The organism is Oligoflexus tunisiensis (assembly GCF_001748245.1).
Classification (GTDB): domain Bacteria; phylum Bdellovibrionota_B; class Oligoflexia; order Oligoflexales; family Oligoflexaceae; genus Oligoflexus; species Oligoflexus tunisiensis.
This window is the reverse complement of sequence record NZ_BDFO01000001.1, coordinates 4608828-4629779: the sequence shown is the minus strand read 5'-3', so window position 1 is coordinate 4629779 and position 20952 is coordinate 4608828. Positions and strand designations below refer to the sequence as shown.

The following is a 20952-nucleotide window of genomic DNA, read 5'->3' as shown; positions in this document are numbered from 1 at the left end:
AGGAGGCCCTGTGCTGATATGCAAAAAATTGAGCAAGAATTACGGTAGCTTCCAGGCCGTCAAAGATTTGACACTGACGGTGGAACGTGGGGAAATCTTTGGCTTCCTCGGACCCAATGGCGCCGGTAAAACCAGCACGATCAAGATGCTGATGGGTCTCTTGGTTCCCAGCTCGGGCTCTGCTTCGATTGACGGACTTGATACGCAGCGGCATCATGTGGCGGTGAAAAGCCGGGTGGGCTATCTGCCGGACCATCCGCATTTTCTCGATTATCTGCGGGGACGTGAACTGCTTTGTTTTGTCGGTGAGATGCATGGCCTCGCGCCGTCCGAGGCCCGGGCCCGGACACAGCATTGGCTTCAAAATCTGGGTCTGGAAGAGGCTCAGGATGATTTTGCCAGTCAGTATTCCACCGGCATGAAAAAACGTCTGGGCCTCGCCTGTGCCTTGATTCATGAGCCCAAAGTATTAATTCTGGATGAACCCACCAACGGACTCGATCCGCGTTCAGCCGCTCATGTGCGGGATCTGATTTTGGACTTCGCGGCCCGCGGTCGCACCGTGCTTCTCTCCACGCATCTTTTGGATCTGGCCGAACGCCTCTGTCATCGGCTCGGCATTCTGCATCACGGGCAGCTCGTCGCTCTGGGAAGTTGCGCGGAACTCGCACCCGAGGGCAGCCTTGAAGAGAAATTTCTGGCCCTGACTGCGGATCGGCTATGAGCTGGACGCGCGTTTTTATGATTCTCTGGCGTCTGCAGACAAGGCGCTGGTGGAATCGTTTGCAGGTGATGCGAAGCTGGTCACTCGGTGCATCTCTGGGGGCCTTGGTGCTTTTGGTGCTCGCGCTACTCGGCCTGCAGCTGGTGCTGGCGGGATCCCTGCGGAGTTTGCTGGATGCTGATGTCTTATATGCGATCCTTCAGCAGCGATCCGATGATGCCTATCACCTTTTGCGTTACACCCGCTATGAGGATGTTCCGGATCCAGGTGCGCGTTTGATGCTGGTGTTTCTCAATGGCTGCTGGCTCAGCTCACTTTTTTTGAAATGGGGACATTGGCAAAGTCTGCAGCGTGATGCGGAATGGGAATGGTTTGCCGCAAGCCCTTGGCCCGCATGGCCTTTGGTGGTGCAACGCAGCCTCGTTGAGAGTTTGTGGCCGCAGGGTCTTTCCCTCTTCATGGGCGCCTTTCTCGTGCAGCTGGGTGTCATGCGGGGGTTGTCGCTCGGTCTGGCTCTGTTTTGGTCCATCATTCTTGGGATCGCTTTGCAGGCGCTTGTGGCTGCACCGCGTGTCACGGTTGATCTCCACTTGCGTCTGCGCTGGCCTCCGGCTCAGGTGCGCAGCCTGCGTGGATGGAGCGGCATCCTCGGTGCGGGCCTTCTCGTGCTGGGCATGCAGGCTCTGAGTCTGGATCAGGGCTGGGCTTTAAGCAGCGCCCTGCATTGGGGAACGATTCTGGATCAAACTCCTGCCGCCTGGGCTTTATCCACGGTGATGCTGCAGGATGCCTGGCATCATGTCGGGGCGCTTTTCAGTCTTGTGATCCTTGTCCATGGGCTTTGCTATCTCTGGGCCGCCTGGCTTTTACGTCCTTCCACCTCAGGCCTTCCGGGCTGGAGTGCGGGTTTCGGCTGGCGAACATCGCTGAGGCCGGGCCTCATGAATTTCTTATGGGAACGCCTGCATCCTCTCACCAGGCGTGATCTCGTTCTGCTGGGAAGGGACCGGCATTTTCTGCTGCAGATTCTGGTGCTGCCTTTGCTTCTGGCCCTTTTACCCCAGAGTCTGCCTCTGCAGGATCCGGCGTGGCTTTCCGTGATCGCGTTTGGAACAGGATTTTTATTTCTGTGGTCGGCGGTGTTTCATATTCTGCCGATGGAAGGCGAGAGTCTTTGGATGCTGTTCACCTGGCCTCACTCGCTTGCGAAGTTTTTGCAGCGACGTCTGCTTCTGCTGCTGAGTCTCGCGGTCTGTTACGCGGGACTGGTCATGGGTCTGGGCCTTTTGCGGATGGATACGGTGTCGCTTGAAATGGGGGCGATCTTTTCCATGATGTGGGGCCTTGGATGTCTGGGGCTGATCCTGATGGCTCTTATGGTTTTCTCTTATGAGCCGGAAGCTCGTGAGCGTGAACCCCGCGCAGGAAGTCTGCTATATTATGGTATGTTAATACCGGGGGCTCTGCACGGCTGGTTTCTGTTCAGGCCGGATGCGTGGGCAAGCCTTTTTTATCTGCTGGCTCTGACGGGAATGGCCGGCGTTTTCTGGTGGCGCATGCTGCGGGCACTGCCCACGCTGCTCGATCGTCCGATGTCTGGCAAAAAGAAGCTGGCGCCGCGGACGGTTAAACTGTATTTCTTAAAGTTCATCTCTCGTTAGATTGGATACGCATGCGAAAGGTGCTATTGGTTTGCCTCGATAATCTGGGCGATTTGATTTTTACCTCGGCTCTCGCTGAAGCCTTGCGACAGGATCCGGATGTGGAACTGTCGCTTTGGTGCAAGGATTATACGGCGCGCATTGGGCATCTGCTCCCCGGTGTGCAGCAGGTGTTTGCTGCGGATCCTTTCTGGGATAAGTCGCCTGGTCGCAAAAAAGGTTCGGCACGTCTCTTCTTTCGAACGCTGCGTACCATTCAAAAAGAACAATTTGATATGGCCCTGATTCCCAGCAGCTGCTGGCGTACGCCCTGCTTTCTGCGCATGGCCGGTATTCGGCAGCGCATCGGCCTTGCCGGTCGGAAGAATGGTTTGTTTCTGACTCAGGTGTTGCCCGCTCCGTCGCGCCACGAACCCGTGGTGGCCGGTCTTTTGCGGAGTTTTCAACCGGTGCTGAAGCCTGGCGTGGCGCCGCACACCTGCCTCGATCGTGAGCGTTTGCCGCAGTTTCAATTGCCGGCGGAACTGCAGAGCAAACCTTATGTTTGTCTGCATGCGTTTGCCGGACGCCGCGATCGCTGCGCTCCCTTGCCGATTCTGCAAGGTCTGGCCCGTCAGCTGGAAAGCATGGGCTATGCGGTGCTGTGGATGGGCACGGGTCCAGAGCTGCAGGAACTGCGACAGAATCCGGAGGTTTCCATGCATGGGCTTTATGCGGATCGCTGGGCGCATGATCTTTTGAGTGTGGCCTGGCTCATCAGCCGTGCCCGGTTTTTTATCGGTCACGATTCAGGGCCTCTGCATGTGGCGGGTGCCCTGGGTATTCCAGTGTTGGGCTTTTATCTGCCGGGTGAACCCTTGCGAACCATGCCGCAGGGCGCCGGCCCATCAGTTATGATCGTGTGTGATGATCCGGCGGCATTGGATGCTCAGTCGGCAGGTGCGGGGCTTCAGGAACTGTTGGATCAGTTGAAGACATGAAAGGAGTTGGACCATGGCGCGGTTATTGATTTCGATCGGGCTGAGTCTGGTTCTGATGGGTGTGATTTGGCATTTCGGCCGTGGCCTGGGATTGGGGCAACTGCCTGGGGATATTTCCATCAAAAAGGGCAATACCACCTTTTATTTCCCAGTGGTCACTTGTCTTGTTTTAAGTCTGGTGTTGTCGCTTATCTTTTGGATCTTCGGCAAGTTTCGGAGTTAATGCACGAGCGGCTGCCCGAGACCCCGCGCATAGACCCGCGCGAAATCCTGCAGGGCGTGCAGGGTTTCGTCCTTGTCCTTTCCCATGATGATATGGGCCATGAACACAGTCGCGAAGCTTTGAAAACCGATGACAAAGCAGATCTGATTCAGATCCGCATCGGGGGAGAGCTGGCCTTTTTTCTGGAGCAGCTTCAGGCGCTCGCAGAGCTGAGGATCGGGATTGTAGGAGACGTGATGCCGGATCTTGTCGTTCAATAACGGATCCGTGGCTGCGCGCGAGACGATGATGCGAATGAAATCCTTGAAACGAATATCCTGCTCCACACGGGTTTGCAGGTAGCTGCAGAACTCATCCTCGACCGTGTCACGCGGCGGGTAGGTGAGCTGCATTTCCTTTTTCTCATTGATATAGCGGACGATGATCGCCAGAAGCAGGCCTTCCTTGCTCTGAAAATAACGGCTGATGAGCGCCTCATTGCTGCCGGCGCGCTGGGCGATCAACTTGGTGGTCGCGCCTTCGTAGCCCAGCTCGGAGAAAACCTCGAGGCCAGCCTGCAGCAGATTCTCCTGCGTGGTTTCACGGTCCCGCCGCCTGGGAGTCTTGCTGTCGAATCGGGTGAGGGCTCGGGAGAGGGACACCGGCGTGGCTCCTTGGAAAGGCTGAATATCGTAACATATGGAAATTATTGATCATAATATCATACCCCTTTGCGGGCGTGGAATCAAGTCAATACGCACTTAATTAGGTCACGGCAAATTTGTATGTCGCGATGAAAGGGCAACGGGAAGGGCCGCAACTGACAGCGAGAAGGCGGTTCAGGTCAGATGTCGTGATGCCCACAGTCCCGCGCGGGACTGCGGTTCAGGTCATGGGCGCAGGGTTCAAGGGACCAGCTGCGTGGTCACGCGGGACAGTTCGCGGTCTTCAGTTTTGCCGGATGACTTGACGCTTTTCCAGACGAGGGTATAAGCACCGCTGCCATAGGTGCTTTGCTTGGCTTTGTTGTCAACCTTGACCATGAGCGCCGGATAGGTGGCCTTGATAAAGGTCACAGCCTGGGCCTGGGGAATGGACGGCTGGGCATTGATGTTGGAGCCGGACATTGAAAGAGTCAGGAAAGGAATCGGCTCGGTCTTGCCGGGAGCGATCAAGGTGCCCACGATAGTGTCATCCATATTTCCACCGCGCGTGTACTGGCTATTGTGGTGCTCAAGGCTGCGGAAGCCAAAGAAAATCGTGGGATGTTCCGTGGCGCTGTACTCCGTTTCATTGCCATTCTCAATGTTGTTCGACTCCGCGCCGTCCGACAGCTGCACGGACGGGTTGCCGTCATAGCCTGTCGCCACATAGGCAAAGTTCTTGGTGAAATAATTCTGATAGGACAGGGCGAAGGTGCTGCAGCCGCTCAGGAGAGCGCTTGCGAGCAGAACGGAAGCCAGACCGGAACAGGCTCTTATCAAGGACATTACTCCACTCCTTTTGAAAAAAAACCGCTCACATCTGATAGGAGATGCCAAGCGTATCATGTAGGTCAAACGAATCTGCAACTGATCGATCGGGGTCTGATAGCCGACACCGGCTCCCAGACGGACAGGGAGGTTGGATAATATTCCGAGACGAGCGCGTTCATGTTCATTCCGCGCTTCCATCTGGCGATGGGCGTTTTGAAATCCTGCACAGAGAATTCCGGAATAATCGAGCAGACCGATGGGCTGGCACCTTTGGCTCTCCTGGATTTGCGGGTATGTGAATGTTTTTAATTCTAGCATGGTTTCGCGGAAAGAAAAGAGTGACCAGTCGTTTTTGCGCAATAGGGACTAAAACTGGCCAACCGGCTGATACATTGAGGACAAAGAAAGAGAAACGGCCACGAATTCGGCTTGATTCCACCCCCCTGAGCTTGTAAGTAAATGGTTACATACATGCCAATGTAACGGCATGGAGGGGTAAGTTATGAAGTCAATTTCCTTTCTGCTTTCCAGTGCCCTGCTTGTGGCCTGTGGCGAACGCTATTCCCCTTGGGAATCGGATCCACCTTCGCATCTCAAGGATCTGACCGCCGAGCAGCTTGCGCTATTGAATGAACAGCCTGAACAGTCCTTCCCATTTACTATTGCCATCATGGGCGATCCTCAAGGGACACCCAAGGACCTGGCGCGGACCGTGGACGTCATCAATCGTCGCGATGATGTGAAGTTCATTCTGGTTCTCGGCGACCTGACCGATTATGGCCTTTTGCACGAGTATGTGTGGGCAGGTGAAGCGCTGAAGCGTTCACGGATTCCTTTTTTGACTGTGGTGGGGAACCACGATGCACTGGCTCACGGCAAGAGAATCTATAGCGAAATGTTTGGACCGTTTGATTACACCTTCTCCTATGCCGGCATCAAATTCGTGATGTGGAACAACAACCAGTATGAATTTGGTGAAACCGATTTCTCTTACCTCACCCGGACGATCGACAGTCGCACGGTCGTGGGTTCGCATATTCCCCCGATCGTGGATGTTCATACGCAGCCCCAGGTGGACCGTTGGCTGGAAATCAATCGCCAGGCGGGAATCATCGCATCCCTGCATGGGCATCGCGGTACCAGAATCGAGTATAACTGGCATGAAAATGGCATTCCGTACTACATCGTTCCGAAACTCTCCGGACGACGCTACTCGCTCGTGACCTTTCATGCTGATCGCAAAGTATCCTTTAAAGTTTGCAAAGATGAATGCGGGGACCTGCCATGAAATTCTTCCGTTGGATGCTTCCACTCCTGCTCCTGTCGGGTTCCACTCTCGTGGCTCAGGAGATCACCGTTTTCAAAAGGGGCGCCACCGAAAATCCCTGGCTACCCAATTCGGCTATTACGCAGCATGCGGCCTATGCCGGTTATCTGGCTGCAGGTTTTGGTTACGAGTGGCGTGACACCTGGGCGCTTGATCTTTTGTATGGCTATACGCCGCCCGAGCTGGCCGGTGAAGCCGTGCATTCGTGGACTCTGAAATCGCTGGCCTACATGGGCGCGATCGGTTCGCGGGATACCGTGCGTCTGCGTCCTTACATGGGCCTGTCCGTGAACTACAGCCCGGATAGTGAACTCTTTTTGCAGGTGCCTGATCGCTACCCGCGGGGTTATTACCCAGCTTCCGCCCTGCGCCCGGCGCTGGTCGGTGGCGTGGAATTCCGCGTGCAGAACCAGCTGGCCGTGGCCTTTGAATTTGCAGTCCTCGACAGCGAACTTGCCTATTTCACCGACGCCAAAACTTTCGATCCTGAGTACATGGGCAGTTCCGGACTTTCGGTTCGCTGGCTCCTCTAACTGTCGCGCTCTGAGTCTTGCCCGATAGACCCCAAATCATTAGTATAAGCAAAGGAACGACCGCCTTGACGGGCGTGTTGTTTCCTCGCGACCTCAAAGCAGAGGGGTTTTCCTGTTGCCAGGACGTCGGCTTGGAAACGGCATTGGAGGCGGTGGATTATGGGACAAAAGCAGTCCCTGAGGACCCAGCTTGTGACAGAGATTGTCAATCGCCCGAAAACCATCAGCGCCCTGACCATGACAGGAGATGTAATGGCCATCACTGTCACGTCCGCAGAGTTCGACCGAAACGCCGTGGGGTTCCTGAGCAAAGGTCAGCCGCAAATCCAGCCGTCGATTCCAAAGTTCAGCGCACGATTCCAATTTTTGCCGCGCATACCCATGCAGGCGCGGCGACGGCGGCATCCGACGAAAGAGAGTGTCGATCATCATGGGCGATGCTCCTTTATGGTTCAGAAATCAAGACGTCCAACGGAATTCCCCACTATAGAAGCGAAGTTTTCGCGCATGCGCAAGACTGGAGTGTAAAATCCCTGATGCGGAGCCTGCATGCCTGTAAAATCCAAAAAGAAGACCAAAGTTGTCAAACCCCGGCGGCCCTATCAGCATGTGCTACGCAGTCTCAGCAAAGTCATGAAAATCAATCGCGAGATCGATACTCCGGTCTGGCTCTCCGGCAATGCCGAACATGGCTGCTGGGGGCCCTGGCCGCTGCGCGTGACGATTTGGAATATTTTTAAGGGTCACGGTGGTGAACATTTTTACAATGACTTTCGTCTGCTCAGTTTTCAGAGCGATCTGGTCCTGCTGCAGGAAGCCCTCATGTCGCGACGGTCCCTTATGGAGCTTTCCCCCGAGGGCTTTCTCAGCGTGCACGGTGCGTCCTACGAGCGCCTTGATCAGCTGCGCGATGGGGTGATGACGTTAGCGCGGATGATGACGGACGAAGCGCCTCTGCGCATCCTCTGCAAGTACCCGGAGCCGGTGCTGAAAACGCCGAAAGCGGCCCTGGTGACAAGCTATGCCCTGGGTCATTGCGAGGAGAGCCTCATGGTCGTCAACATCCATGCGACCCTGATTCGGACCATCAAGCGTGCGGTGGAAGAGCTGGACTACCTGATCCATCACCTGCCGCAGCACAAGGGGCCGATTATCTTTGCGGGTGACTTCAATACGTTTACGCCGAAGTACTTCAAAGCCGTGGCGGGCAAGCTGGAGGAACTGGGCCTGCATTATGTGCCGATCCCCGGGGATCCAAGGCGGCCGGTCGACCATTTGGATCAGCTGTTTGTGCGGAATCTCAACGTCAAAGAGGTATGGGTTGAAACGCGGATTAAATCGTCGGATCACTTTCCGATCCGCGCCGTTTTGGAGTATGAGCCGAAGCGCTAGGCGCCTGGAAATGATCCATCGCGGAAAATTCCGGTCTGGAAACCCCTCATCCTTCTTCAGTTGGAACCAAAATATACTGAAAAGAACGCAGCAATCTCAAGTCCTGCTTGCGTTTTCACAGGCAGCGTCGCAATTTAACCGCATACTGTTCGATTTTGATAGGTCTTGAACGCAGGATTCCAGAAAGATGCCTCTCATACCGCTGTCACAGTTGCTGGAAGAAAAAATCAGGGGCTACCTGCTCACGACAGGTCAGTCCCTGGAACAATTGGCTGAACAAATCGATGTGCGGCTCCCGACTCTGCGACGCCTGAGCAAGGGTGGTGAGGATGCCAGCTGCTCCTTCTATGATGCCTTCCTTATTCTTACCCATATCGTCCCGGATGAAGCGAGCACCCTGCTCGAACAACATTTTCCGGAGTTCATGGATGAGTACGCGCGCAACCTGAAAACGTTCGCCGACAAACGGGTGAAGGCGCCGCAAAAGGACGAGATCAAAAAAGACTCAAATATCGTGCGCAAGGTCTTTCAGTCCGTTCACCACTACCGTTTATACGGCTGGATTTTGGCTGGAATTTCACGTGAGAATATCTTAAAAAAGTTTGGTGTGGATGGCATTTCCATCCTCGAAGAATTCATTGCCGCCCAAGTTGCAATGGTTCTCAATGATGGATCCATCATCCCGATCGTGGAAGATGCTTTGGTGCTGAATAGCAGCGACCTGAAGCGTCAGGCGGAACTGAATATCGAACTTTTGGAATTGAGTACGGCTGAGGCTTGGGTATGGACACGCATGACCAACCTTAGTCCAAATGCCGTGACAGAAGTCCGCGCAATTATGCAGGAGGCGCGTCGGCGCATCTGGGAAATTATGGCGGACGAATCGAATAGCGGGGCCTTGCCTGTGCACTTGACGATGTTCACGGATTTTGTGCGCTAAAAGACCAGCTGATGACAGGGGATACACAGAATGAAAAGTTACTTTGGAATTGCTCTTTTCTTCGTTCTGGGGGCCCAGGTGGCCCACGGTGGGGGAATTGGTGGACTTGGTGGTGGTACCGGCCTGACCATTCATTTTAATCCCACCACCCAAAGCATCAGGGTTCCTGGACACCTGGACGCACGTTTTGAAATAGCCAGACGTGGTGCGGGCAGTGAGTCAGACTATTACATGGAACCGGGTGATTTTGCCCGTTTACTGGAAGTGTCAGATTCCCGTCAGGTCATTATCGTCTGGAGCGAGGGGGGAACGCGCTCCTATCGAGCCGTATCCGGAGACCAACCGCAGCAGGTGGAGCTGATCGATCGCCGGGCTGCGATACGCAGTGAAGTACGCTGAATGAGTCATTATAAAGAAACGACAGCGGACGAGGTCTATGAGCAGTATCAAAAACTCGGATCGGTGCATCTCATTGATGTGCGCGAAGCGGATGAGTTTAGCGAACTGCGCGCCCCGTTCAGTCGCAACCTGCCTTTGAGTGAACTCGGTGATCCCCAGGTGATTTCCGACCTGGGCATCAACAAAGCCGAGCCTATCTACCTGATTTGCCGTTCCGGCAAGCGTTCGGCTCGCGCCTGCGAGATTCTCGCCGGACATGGTTTCCAGCGGCTCTACAATGTCAGCGGCGGTATGATCGCCTGGCAGGCCGGACTTTTGCCAACTCAGTAAAAGAAAATTGCGGATAGCTGACGCTATCCGCAATAACGAGGGAGAGGGGTCCGCGAGATGGAGAAAGGGAGTGTTCCATCCGCTGCGAACAGGAACCGATGAGTCCTTGCTGTGGGGCAGCAATACTCACATCCACAGGAGTGAATCACGTGTCGTCATCCTTCGTCTGATGGTTTGCTCATTCGTCACTCCTCGGTGTGTGGCCAGGTTCTGTTGTCCGCAGTGCAAAGATAATTCCACAAAAAAATGCAATCATTTCCACAGAGAATCTGTGGACAATCCTTACGTGACGGCATATTTGTCAAGGTTTTGGGCAGAATGCTTTTAGAAATTCAGCGACAGTCCGAACTGCCAGGCTTTGAAAGTGGGCTGGGCATAAGCTTGAAAGGTTGTGACGCCATCGCTATCGGCAAGACTGAGTTCATAGCTGCGATTCACCGAGCGCACGGCTTCCGCATAGAGACCGACAGGACCCCAATAAAAACTGGTGCCGACGCCGCCTTCGCCTCCGCTCTGTTTCACGTCCACCTGAAACGACTGCTTGACGTCCGGCTCACCCACACGCGTCGCCGCGCTGATGGAGGCCTGGGAACGGCTGGCAAAGATCTGGGAATAGAAACCATAGAGCCGCAGGAAGCCAAAGCGCGGACCGATCTGGACCAGTCCTGAGTATTCCTGCGGGGCGATGGACGCGGTTTCACTGTTGACCTTGAGTTTCGCATCATCCATGTGATAGCTGACGCCCATGGACAGAAAACTGAAGGGGTGGACCAGGGCGCGTACCTCAAAGGCATCATGACTATCGACGAGGTCCGTAAAAAGACCTTCATTCAGTGGGTCACCCGCTTGATCCTTCTGCACCATCACAGTGTCGAGCTTGAAAACGCGATGTCCGGCTCCGGCGCTCAGAGTCACCCAGTGGCGTGATTCCTTGGAACGACTGGCCGTCTTGGGGCTTTCGTTGTCGTTGACCCAGTCCACGTCCGCGACGCTGCCGTCCCACATGCGTAGGTCTTCACTTCGACTTGCAGCCGCCGCACGCTTCTTTTTCACCTTGGGTGCCGCCGCAGCAGAGCCCACCAGGGACCAGATCAACAGCAGAAGTAGGGATCGCATACACCACTCTCCAAAGGCACGGTGTCCATATCCTTACTTCCAAGTCCTGGGCCAGGGCCAAGTGCTTGAATTCATGGGGCTGACACTGTCGGGAAACCCGCACAGCTGTCAAGCGGATGGGCTGTTACTTTTCCTTCACAGCCGATGGTCATCGGGCACGGGGGGAGCGTGTTCGATCGGAAATGCCGGATGGTGGGGAGAAGGTCCGGTCCGGATCAAAGCCTTGCCGGAAGGCTCATGCGTTTTCTGGAACAGCCTTTGCTGCTGAAGAGGAGAAAGTCGGAATCAACCAAAGGAGTTGCGTTGTGCGTTACCTGCTCATGTCCAGCATTGCCTGTTTGATTTTGGAATCAAGTCCAGCCTTCGCTCATGGGGCTCAGAATGTGGGGTATAACGCCGGTCGGGATATGGCCGCGCGTTTATGGAGCGCGAAATATCATAAGGATTGCTTCCGCTCCGATCGATACTTCGCTGAACTCTCGCATATGCAGCGGGGTCTCTCCGGTTCCCAATATCATCGCGGCTACAAGGACGGCATCGCCAAGGTTGAGGCAGAGGTGGCCCAAAGCTGCCACAGCACCCAGAGCAACCATCAAGGCGAACCGCAGGGGGAATGCCCGCTCACCGGATATCAACACGGGTCCAACCTCGGCATGCAGGTCTGCAACGATACGATCATGAGCAACCGCATGGCCAACACCTGCTTTCAGCAGGCGTTGTCGACCTGTTACGATGGACTGAAGCAGCATGTGCGGAATTTCTGCCGCAACAAGATCTACAGTTCGTCCTATCGCCGGGCGGAAATGGAATGCCAGCAAGCCTTTGCCCGCCGCTGATCCTGACGGCCTGATCGGAATGGTTGTGCTTGCCTGCAGATGGTTCGTCTGCGGGGCAGGCCTTTTTTATGGCAGGTGTCTGCAGCGATCACTTTATCGGATCCCCCTCCCAGCAGCCATTGAAGAGTTTTCAATCTGTGTCCATCCTGGAAGCAACGCACACTGGATTTTATCAACAAAGGAGAAGATGTATGCGTATTGTGTTTTCTGTGTGGATGGGGGTGGCGACCAGCCTGGCTCAGGCCGGTCCGGTTCAGGTGCTGGATCGCGGTGCGGTGATGGAGGAATCGGGTGGCAGCGCCCTCCTCGTCACCGATCGTTTTTTCATCACCCGGACCCCTGAAGCTCGTGACGAGGATTTCAAGGATCTCTATTACCTGAATCTGGACGACTCGCGGTATGATCGTTTCACCCTGGAGCGCTTTGGTCGGGTCACCGCGTTCGTGCCGGAAGCCCTGGCCGTGCTGGAAATCCCGGCATCCAACCTGGAACAGGCCGCGGCCGAACTTCACGATGAACGCTGGGCCTGCGGGCAACTCATACGGCTCTTTGGGGATGAAGTCCCACTTCACTTCACGGCAAAGACGGCGACACCGGTGATCGCGGTCACGCAGAAGGTCAAGGCCATCCCGTCCCTTCATGAAACGGTCAGCCCCGCGGCGATTCAGGAAACTGTTCAGGCGATGGTCGACCTCGGCACCCGCTATGGTCGCAGCAGCAACGCCGGTGCGGTCACCGAACTTTTGCTGAAGCTTTATCAGGATATGGCCGCCGGTCGCAACGATATCACCTTCGAGAAGGTCGCGCACAGTGGTTACTCGCAACCCAGTCTGGTCGTACGGATCCGAGGGCAAAGGAATCCCGAAGACATCATCGTGCTCGGCAGTCATATCGATAGCATCGCGCGTGGCTCTGATCTGGCTCCTGGTGCGGATGACAATGCCAGCGGCACGGCCTCCAACCTGGAAGTTTTCCGCAACATCATCGCTCATGATCTGTATTTTGATCGCACGGTGGAAATCCATGGTTATGCCGTGGAGGAACTGGGTCTGATCGGCAGTCAGGAAATCGCGCGGCGCTATGTGAATGGCGGCAAAAATGTGATCGCCATGATGCAAAATGATATGAACATGTTCAAAGGCGCGAAAGAGGACATGATCTGGCTGATCACCAATGACAGCGATCCGCAGCTGACGGCGTCCATGGAAACGCTGCTGGCGCAATATCAGACGGTGAAAGTCGACAAGAATCGTCTGCTCGCTGGCACCAGCGATCACCGTTCCTGGAATCGCCTCGGCGTTCCGGTGGTGTTTCCCACGGAAAACCCGACCAACTATAATCGCAAGATTCACACACCGAATGACGTGATCGCCAGCTCCGGCGCCTTCACACAGTCCGCCGAATTTGTGAAACTCTCGCTGAGCTTCCTCGCCCATTATGCCGGTCTCGTCACCGCGCCCTGAGCCCTTCTGCAACCTGTGTTTCTCTGAAACACAGGTGTGCAACCGTAGGCAATCAAGCTGAGTTGACAATTCATCGCCATCCGGCTAATGCTGGGAGAATTCATGATTTTGTAAACCTGACTTGTGAATTCACCAAAGTGAAGAAGCGAGCGTTTGAGGAGACTCCCGTGATGCGTTGCATGCCGTCTCTAGCCAGTCTGATGCTGGGACTGGGTCTAATTTATCCTGTGGCCACGGCCGCGCTGGGGGGACCAGCGGTATTGAAGCAGGCTGAAGCCGAACTGCGCAAAAAACAGGTTGCGGATGTGCGGTATGCTCTCGATTTGGACCTGCCGGAAGCGGATACACCCTTTCAAGGCACGGTGCGGATCAGCTTCACCTTTCATCCGCAACATCAGCCTTTGCGCGTCGATTTTGCCAAGGGGACCGTGGAGTCCGTCAAGGTTAATGGGCGCACGGTGAAGTTTGAAGCCGATGATGTGGCGCTGCAGTTAGACGAAAAGCTCCTGCAGCCGAATGCCAAAAATGAAGTCGAAATTCGCTATGAGCATCCTTACAGCAAGGACGGCAACGGACTTTACTGGTTCCGCGATCCGGTTGATCAGCAGGTTTACACCTTCACCCATTTCGAACCCTATGCGGCCAACAGCGTTTTCCCAAACTTTGATCAGCCCGATCTGAAGGCCACCTACCAGCTCAAGGTCAAGGTTCCCAAATCCTGGACCGTGGTGTCCTCGGTGCGCGAAAGCAAGGTGACAGCGGATGGTGAAAAGAACGTCTGGGAATTTCCCGAGACGCAGAAATTCTCCACCTATCTTTTCGCGCTGCATGCCGGGCCTTATCGCATCTGGGAGGACAAGTCCTTCCGCATTCCCCTGCGGGTCATGGCGCGGCAGTCCCTGGCTCAGTATATGCCGGTCGATCAGTGGTTCAAGGCCACGCGGCATGGGCTGGATTTCCTCGGCAAGTACATGGGCTATGAATATCCCTTCGGCAAGTATGATCAGGTGGTGGTGCCTGACTTCAACGCTGGTGCGATGGAAAACGTGGCGGCGGTCACCTTCTCGGAACGCTTTCTGGTTCGCGGCAAGCGCACGGCGGCCGATGAGCAGTCCCTGGCCGGCACCATCCAGCATGAGCTCGCGCATATGTGGTCGGGCAACCTCGTGACCATGCACTGGTGGAATGACCTCTGGTTGAACGAAAGTTTCGCCACCTACGCTGGCACGATGACGATGGCGGCGGACCCGCGCTTTCCCAACACCTGGATAGGCTTTCATCGCAGCAAGAGTCGTTCGTATTTCCAGGATCAGCTCGTCACCACGCATCCGATCGTGACCGAGGTGCCGGATACCATGTCGACCAACTTTGATGGCATCACCTATGGCAAGGGCGCTTCGTTTTTGAAGCAGCTGCACTTTCTGGTCGGAGAGAAGGCCTTTCAAAAAGGTCTGCAGATTTATTTCAATGAGCATGCCTTTGGCAATACGCGGGTGAATGATTTCATCGCGGCGATGGAGAAGGCGACCGGCCGCAGTCTGCAGACCTTTGCCAAGGAATGGCTGCACACGGCGGGTGTGAATACGCTGGCGGTGGACTTCACCTGCCGTAAAGGAAAAATCGATCAGTTTCATCTCAAGCAATCGGCCCTTCCGGAACAGCCCACGCTGCGGGAACATAAAACCCAGCTGGCGCTTTACAAGTGGAAGAAGAAGAGCTTCGAACTGATCAAGGAAGCCGCGGTGGGGTATCAGTCCGCTTCGACGACCTGGAAGGAGGCCAAGGGCCTTACCTGTCCGGATCTCGTGATTCCCAATCACAATGATCATGACTACGTGAAGGTGGTCCTGGATCCTATCAGCTATAAGAATGCGGCGGAGCATCTGCAGGCGATCGAAAATCCCATGCAGCGCATCATGGTGTGGAATGCGGTGTCCGATATGATCGTGAGCACCGATCTCTCCCTGAAGGATTACACCCGCTTTCTCGTGCAGCAGCTGCCCCTGGAGAAGGACTACGAAGTGCTGCGCGCCATTGATGGCAACGTGGATCGCGATCTTCTCAGCTTTGTGGAATGGATCCCCGAGCCGGCGGTGAAGCAGGAACTCCTCCAGGATCTGATTCAGGTCTATGAAGGAACCTTGAAGTCCTCCCTGCCGGCGGACAGCAAGAAAATTCAGTGGGGCACGTATCGGCAGCTGCTGACCATGGCCGATCGCACGGATAGACTGCTCAGCCTCTGGCAGGGCAAGACCACCTTCCCGGACGTCACGATCGATCAGGATGAACGCTGGAGCCTTCTGGAATCCTTGAGCCGATTGGGACACAAGGAGGTTCTGGCCTGGTCGGACGCGGAAAAGAAAAAGGATCCGACGAGTCTGGGCCATCGCCGTTACCTGGCCGTGCAGGCCGCATTCCCGAACTATGATCAGAAGATGAAAATGCTCGATCCCATCGTCAAAGCCGAACGGCGCATGTCCGGTCAGGAGCGTTATGCGATCATGGGCAACCTCTTCCCGCGCGCGCAGCGTGAGCTTTTGAAGCGCTATGAACCGACCTACCGCAAGGAGATCGATCAGATCGTCACCAAAGCGGAACCGGGCGTGGTGCGGTCCTATGTGATGAATCTTCTGCCGGTGAGCTGCGATAGCTCGACCCTGCCGCTCATCGACGAGTTGATCGCCAAACCCTACCCGCAGTCCATTCACGATGGTCTGAAGGCGGCTCGTCAGAATAATGAACGTTGCCAGAAGGTAATGGCCCGGCTTCTGAGCAGTCGCCAGGGCTGAGTCTCCGTGGTCCCCTGGTCACCCAGGGGACTTTTGATGCCAACTCCGCTGCTCGCCTCCCTCCCGCCTTGTCTCTTTTTTGATGCGACAGTCAAAATTGTCATCCTGCCATAGCCCCAACCTGTGGAGTCGCCTGGTTTCGCCGCCAGAGGGCCCGCATCCATGCCATACAAACCTTATTCCATGTTGGTTTGACTGAAACCCTCCCGCTAAACATTTTTCAGGAAATCTAGGCGGCCGCTGAATTTTGCGGCATAATAACTCGTCTTTTTTCGCAAATCTTCAGGATGGATTTCTATGGAATTACTTAGTTCACCGGAAGCCTGGCTCAGTCTTATCACCCTGACGGCGATGGAAATCGTTTTGGGTGTCGATAACATCATCTTCATTTCGATTCTGTCCTCGCGCCTGCCGCCCGAGCAGCGTGACAAAGGCCGTCGCCTGGGCCTCATGGGCGCGTTCATCTCGCGGCTTCTTTTGCTTTTCACCATTTCGTGGATCGTTGGTCTTGTGCATCCTCTCTTCGAAGTCGCTGGTCGGCCGATCTCCGGGAAATCCATTATTCTTTTTGTCGGTGGACTCTTCCTGATCTGGAAAGCGACCAAGGAAATTCACGGAAAACTCGAAGGGGATGAGGAAGGACACGATATCAAAGGCACGGTAACGCTTGGCAGCGTTCTGGTGCAGATCGCCCTTCTCGATATCGTCTTCTCACTCGATTCGGTGATCACTGCGGTGGGCATGAGCCAACATATTTCGATTATGGTGGCGGCGAACGTGATCGCACTCGCGGTCATGGTCTTTACCAGCAAAGCCATCAGTGATTTTGTGGAACGCCATCCCACCATCAAAATGCTGGCTCTGTCCTTCCTGATAATGATCGGTTTCGTGCTGGTGGCGGATGCTGCGGGACTGCATATTCCGAAAGGCTACATCTATTTTGCGATGGCCTTCAGCGTCGCGGTGGAAATGCTGAACCTGCGCACGCGCTCCAAGAAAAGCAAAGATAAAAAGTCCTTGAGTGAGACGCGCTCCTGAACCGCGAAAAGAAAAGGACCCGGCCTGCCGGGTCCGGATTTTTCACCCTCCCTTCCTCGTAAAATGACAAGTTTCCCATGAGCCATGACCCCCATAAAATGGTGGGAATTCATCAGTCCATAAGCGTGGCGCATGTGTCGTAAGTTTCCTACGGAACGCCATGTCGCAGCAGACTGGGCCGGACAGCTGGGAAAGACTCCTAACAATCCTGACTATCAGTAAAAATAGATTTTTTTAGACCTTGACGCAAAAGTCGCTCAAACTTAAACATCAAACAGACTTCTTTGAAATCTCGCCTTAATGTAGTTGTAAAAAACGAGTGAAGCATGGAAACACTTCGGATGTATCGCGTTGGGTTTGTCTGTATTGTTTTGTCTTTTTGTCAGCAGGGAGCTTGGGCTGCAGAACCGGCAAACATGGGTCCCATCAGCGTTCTGGGTGACAGGCCTTGTCCCGCCCTGCAACAGGCCACCTGCGAAAGTCTGATGCGGGACATCACCGGGATTTGGGAACAGATCAAAACAAAACCAGCGCCTCGTGAACTTTCCTTTTTACGTTTGAAGCTCAACCGTGCTCTGGAACATTATCGAATGATCGCGCGCGGGGCTCAGGCGGAGTCACTGCAAGCCTTGGAACATAAATACCTTGCCTTGCAGGAAATCCTGCAAAACACGGAGCGGGACACGCGTGCGACGGCCCCTGATATCGCCTATCATCATCTGGAATTGAAGGTGGTGCAAGAGGTGATGGAACGATACGGTCCATTGGAATTGAATCCTGCCAGCATCAGTCCCAAGGATCAACCCAACTGGCAAACACGTGAGGTCCCTCCACCCTGGGCGGGTTATTGGTACCCACGCTATGATCCCATTCTTTATACGGGCGATAATTCCATCATGGCCAAGGTCGATCGCATGATGGCGCGTATTGGGCGTCCTTCAGAGGCTCAGGCCTGGGAGGCCTCGTTTACCGCGGGGCATCCGGAAAGCTGGGAAGGACTTTGCAACGCCTGGTCCAACGCGTCCATTCTGGAGCCTGAGCCCAAGGGGCCCATCACCGTGCTCGGTGAGCAACTCAGTATATCGGATCAAAAGGCCCTGCTCATCAAACTCCATGAAACGTATCCCGTCACGATCTACGGCGTCCGTTACAACGGTGATTTTGAAACCGATGGGACGTATCAGGATATCCGGCCTGAGGCTTTGCTGCGTCTGGCCTTTACCTATCTGGGCAGCCTGAAAAAGACCTTCATCATCGATGATACGGCAGGCACCGAGGTGTGGCAGCAGCCCGTCTTTAAAGTGGACTGGGTGATCCATGCGGACCCCGCCTTCGATAATGCCTACCAGGCTTCGATGCGCCTTTGGAAAATCAAGATGCGCCCGCGGGTGAGCGAGGAACTGACCAATATGAATGATTACGCCTTTGATCAGTTTCAGCTTCGACTGTTCGTTGATCCGCAGCTGAAGGCCCAGCAAGGCCGACTGGTTGTGATTGCCGGCGAATGGATGGGGAATTCACGCCAGACGCATCCTGATTACGTGGTCGTGCCGCAGGAGAGTGGCCTGCCGGGATCTTTCAATACCTCGCTGCAAAGCAATGTGGATCCACTCATGGCCTTGCTCAAGCATCCATCTTCATTTTTTCTGGACTAGTCTCTCAGCGTCTGATGGGATTTCGGGCGTTGGGATTGTTCTTTCAACGGATATTCTACAAAGGATAGTTTATGAAAATCACAGTTATGACTTCTGGACTGTTTCTTCTGTCGATGACAGCCTTGGCCGGCCCTGGCCAACAGGTGGAACTGGGTAACGAGGGAACCTATACGATTGATGGCATGAAGGAGCGCTGCCGTCTGTTCCAAAGCTCAGCTCAGCTGAAGCCTTTCTCCATTCGCATCGAATGCGCGAAAACAGAAAACCGCTGGGACGCCATTACTCAGAAAAGACCTCTGCCCATGTGGGTTGAATACAATGCCGCTGGCGTAGGCAAAGGCCAGATCGTGGCGGAACAGGTGAAAGAAAACCTCGCGGCTCAGGAATTTGAGTGCGTGAACTATCAGGAAAAAACCCTGCTGTACAAAGGCTATGTGGAGTTGAGCTGCAATGACTTCATCGACCATGTCAGCAGCCTGAAAACACTCTGCGCCGAAGGCTTTGTGAGCAAGGACGGAACCGAATCGCTGGTCGATTGGGTGCAGGTTGGTGAAGCTCAAACGGGCAGCCAGTTCACCAACGGCTGTCAAACTCAAATCGAAAACGGCAAGCCTGAAAGCGGCGAACAACAACCTGGCGAACAGGATCCTGCCCAGGGCGAGGCTGAAGATGCCGAAAAGCCCGGCCAGGAGGATCCCGCTCAAGGCGAAGCTGAAGCAGGACAACAAAATCCAGCTCAGCAGGGTCAGTCTCAAGCCAGCTGAGGCTGGGATGGTCTGAAACAACGAGGGGGTTTTTTAACCCCCTTTTTCCAAGGAGTCTATCCATGTGGTTGAAATCTCTGCTCACCAGTGTGCTGACGACCGCGACACTTTCCGCTCCGGCCTGGGCCGGAGCGCCATTGACCAACGAGGCCGCGCAGGCCAACAATGATTTTGGCTGGAGCCTCTTTGAACAGCTGCAGGCGCCCCAGGTCCGGACGGAAAACCTCCTGTTTTCCCCGCTGAGCGCATGGCTGGCTCTGTCCCTGGCCAGTAACGGGACGGAACAGGAGACACTCGAGGAAATTCAAAACGCCCTGCGAACTGATGAATATTCCCTGGTGCAAACCAATCCGCTGGTGCGCGATCTGGTGCAGAACCTCATGAACAATGAAGGCAGTTCCGAAATTCTGCGCATCGCCAACGCTGTCTGGGTGAATAGCGACAGCTTCGATCTGGCAGCAAAATTTCAAACGGATGCCGAAACCTTTTATTCCATCCTGCCGGACGACGAGGTGGTGACGAGCGAATCCTTCGGCGAAGCCGCCACGATTCAGCATATCAATGAGTGGGTGAGCAAAAGCACCGGCGGCATGATTCCGAGCATCCTCCAGAAGCTGGATCCGGACATGGCCTCCATTCTGCTCAATGCCCTTTATTTTCAGGGCCAATGGCTCCTGCCCTTCAGCACGGAGCTGACGAGCAGCGACAGCTTCCAGTTGGCCGATGGTTCCACCAAAACAGTGAGCATGATGCAGCAGCGGGCTTTCCTTCTGCCCTTTGCCAGCAGCGGCCAGTATAAGATGATTACCCTTGCCTTCCGCAGCGGGGCGCTGGAAAGCGGTGAGGGCATCATGGGTCGCTTCCAGCTCGATCTGGTGCTGCCGGAAGGCGCGGAAGGCAGTATCTTCAACTTGAAGCAGGCGGACTATCAAAGCCTGGTGCAGGGCCTGAGCGAGCAGGTCGCACACGTGGCCCTTCCCAAGTTCAAATTCTCTTTTGAGAAATCCCTGACGGATTCGCTGCAGGCCATCGGCATTCAGCGCGCTTTCGATCCTGGTCTGGCGCAGATGGCGCCTCTGGGAACACCGAAGATGGGCGGTCGTGCCTATATCAGTGATGTCCTGCAAAAAACCGCTGTGGAAATGGATGAGCATGGTTTCAAAGCAGCCGCCGTCACCGCGGTGATCGTCGGCACCACCGGCGAGCCGGTGGAAACCGCTGAATTCGTGGCGGATCGTCCCTTCTTTTTCGCGCTGCGCGATCGGATCACGGGCGCGCTGCTGTTCCAGGGTATTGTGGCCAATCCGGAAGCGCCCTGAAAGGCAGGC

Annotated in this window: 21 protein-coding genes; 17 read left to right on the top strand and 4 right to left on the bottom strand. The window is 55.0% G+C overall.

The genetic code is table 11. The features are described from left to right. The first annotated feature begins 10 nt into the window (after window positions 1–10). Genes OLTU_RS19165 through OLTU_RS19150 form a run of 4 tightly spaced genes read left to right on the top strand, consistent with a single transcriptional unit; the run spans window position 11 to window position 3588 of the window. Window positions 11–724: an ABC transporter ATP-binding protein gene (locus tag OLTU_RS19165; RefSeq protein WP_141734373.1), complete on the top strand. Its 714-nt coding sequence runs from the start codon at window positions 11–13 to the stop codon at window positions 722–724. Continuing rightward, the gene (locus tag OLTU_RS19160) at window positions 721–2385 is read left to right on the top strand and encodes a hypothetical protein (RefSeq protein ID WP_141734372.1); all 1665 of its coding nucleotides are present in this window, start codon (window positions 721–723) and stop codon (window positions 2383–2385) included. Before OLTU_RS19165 ends, OLTU_RS19160 begins: the two co-directional genes overlap by 4 nt. A gap of 11 nt (window positions 2386–2396) precedes the next feature. Further along, on the top strand, window positions 2397–3365 hold the full coding sequence (locus OLTU_RS19155; RefSeq protein ID WP_141734371.1) for a glycosyltransferase family 9 protein: 969 nt from the start codon (window positions 2397–2399) through the stop codon (window positions 3363–3365). A 13-nt stretch (window positions 3366–3378) separates the two neighbouring features. Beyond that, on the top strand, window positions 3379–3588 hold the full coding sequence (locus OLTU_RS19150; protein WP_141734370.1) for a DUF2905 domain-containing protein: 210 nt from the start codon (window positions 3379–3381) through the stop codon (window positions 3586–3588). Here OLTU_RS19150 and OLTU_RS19145 read toward each other — a convergent pair. Both OLTU_RS19145 and OLTU_RS19140 read right to left on the bottom strand, forming a co-directional pair. Next, window positions 3585–4229, bottom strand: a complete 645-nt coding sequence (locus tag OLTU_RS19145) for a TetR/AcrR family transcriptional regulator (protein WP_176736767.1) — start codon at window positions 4227–4229, stop codon at window positions 3585–3587. The two genes, OLTU_RS19150 and OLTU_RS19145, sit on opposite strands and share 4 nt — an antisense overlap. 243 nt (window positions 4230–4472) lie before the next feature. After that, a complete protein-coding gene (locus OLTU_RS19140) occupies window positions 4473–5057 on the bottom strand; it encodes a hypothetical protein (RefSeq protein ID WP_141734368.1) in 585 nt (194 codons plus the stop codon). Window positions 5058–5544: 487 nt separating this feature from the next. On the opposite strand from OLTU_RS19140, the gene OLTU_RS19135 reads away from it, so the two are divergent. Then, window positions 5545–6330, top strand: a complete 786-nt coding sequence (locus tag OLTU_RS19135; RefSeq protein WP_141734367.1) for a metallophosphoesterase family protein — start codon at window positions 5545–5547, stop codon at window positions 6328–6330. A gap of 14 nt (window positions 6331–6344) precedes the next feature. Then, the gene (locus OLTU_RS19130; RefSeq protein ID WP_218110134.1) at window positions 6345–6902 is read left to right on the top strand and encodes a hypothetical protein; all 558 of its coding nucleotides are present in this window, start codon (window positions 6345–6347) and stop codon (window positions 6900–6902) included. A 93-nt stretch (window positions 6903–6995) separates the two neighbouring features. Here OLTU_RS19130 and OLTU_RS19125 read toward each other — a convergent pair whose 3' ends face one another. Continuing rightward, window positions 6996–7334, bottom strand: coding sequence for an HPF/RaiA family ribosome-associated protein (locus OLTU_RS19125; RefSeq protein WP_141734365.1), 339 nt, complete (start codon window positions 7332–7334; stop codon window positions 6996–6998). 117 nt (window positions 7335–7451) lie between these two features. Here OLTU_RS19125 and OLTU_RS19120 point away from each other — a divergent pair, with 117 nt between their 5' ends. The 4 genes from OLTU_RS19120 (at window position 7452) to OLTU_RS19105 (ending at window position 9963) form a co-directional block, all read left to right on the top strand. Further along, on the top strand, window positions 7452–8294 hold the full coding sequence (locus OLTU_RS19120) for an endonuclease/exonuclease/phosphatase family protein (protein WP_141734364.1): 843 nt from the start codon (window positions 7452–7454) through the stop codon (window positions 8292–8294). 187 nt (window positions 8295–8481) lie between these two features. Continuing rightward, a complete protein-coding gene (locus tag OLTU_RS19115) occupies window positions 8482–9234 on the top strand; it encodes a hypothetical protein (protein WP_141734363.1) in 753 nt (250 codons plus the stop codon). Window positions 9235–9264: 30 nt separating this feature from the next. Further along, window positions 9265–9633, top strand: coding sequence for a hypothetical protein (locus OLTU_RS19110; RefSeq protein ID WP_141734362.1), 369 nt, complete (start codon window positions 9265–9267; stop codon window positions 9631–9633). Then, a complete protein-coding gene (locus OLTU_RS19105; RefSeq protein WP_141734361.1) occupies window positions 9634–9963 on the top strand; it encodes a rhodanese-like domain-containing protein in 330 nt (109 codons plus the stop codon). Window positions 9964–10287: 324 nt separating this feature from the next. Here OLTU_RS19105 and OLTU_RS19100 read toward each other — a convergent pair whose 3' ends face one another. Continuing rightward, window positions 10288–11079 (bottom strand): hypothetical protein, encoded by a 792-nt coding sequence (locus tag OLTU_RS19100; protein ID WP_141734360.1) that lies wholly within the window; start codon window positions 11077–11079, stop codon window positions 10288–10290. 305 nt (window positions 11080–11384) lie between these two features. Between OLTU_RS19100 and OLTU_RS19095 the strand changes: the two genes are divergently transcribed. The 7 genes from OLTU_RS19095 (at window position 11385) to OLTU_RS19065 (ending at window position 20943) form a co-directional block, all read left to right on the top strand. Further along, on the top strand, window positions 11385–11915 hold the full coding sequence (locus OLTU_RS19095; protein ID WP_141734359.1) for a hypothetical protein: 531 nt from the start codon (window positions 11385–11387) through the stop codon (window positions 11913–11915). Between the two features lie 191 nt (window positions 11916–12106). Then, window positions 12107–13378, top strand: coding sequence for a M28 family peptidase (locus OLTU_RS19090; protein WP_176736766.1), 1272 nt, complete (start codon window positions 12107–12109; stop codon window positions 13376–13378). 170 nt (window positions 13379–13548) lie between these two features. Further along, on the top strand, window positions 13549–16167 hold the full coding sequence (gene pepN / locus OLTU_RS19085) for an aminopeptidase N (protein ID WP_245676873.1): 2619 nt from the start codon (window positions 13549–13551) through the stop codon (window positions 16165–16167). 297 nt (window positions 16168–16464) lie between these two features. Continuing rightward, complete coding sequence (locus OLTU_RS19080) at window positions 16465–17205, top strand: TerC family protein (RefSeq protein WP_141734356.1); 741 nt, start codon at window positions 16465–16467, stop codon at window positions 17203–17205. Window positions 17206–17531: 326 nt separating this feature from the next. Further along, entirely contained in the window at window positions 17532–18860 is a 1329-nt protein-coding gene (locus OLTU_RS19075) for a hypothetical protein (protein ID WP_141734355.1), read from the top strand. A gap of 71 nt (window positions 18861–18931) precedes the next feature. Beyond that, the gene (locus OLTU_RS19070) at window positions 18932–19624 is read left to right on the top strand and encodes a hypothetical protein (RefSeq protein ID WP_141734354.1); all 693 of its coding nucleotides are present in this window, start codon (window positions 18932–18934) and stop codon (window positions 19622–19624) included. Window positions 19625–19686: 62 nt separating this feature from the next. Beyond that, entirely contained in the window at window positions 19687–20943 is a 1257-nt protein-coding gene (locus OLTU_RS19065) for a serpin family protein (protein WP_141734353.1), read from the top strand. The last annotated feature ends 9 nt before the right edge of the window (window positions 20944–20952 follow it).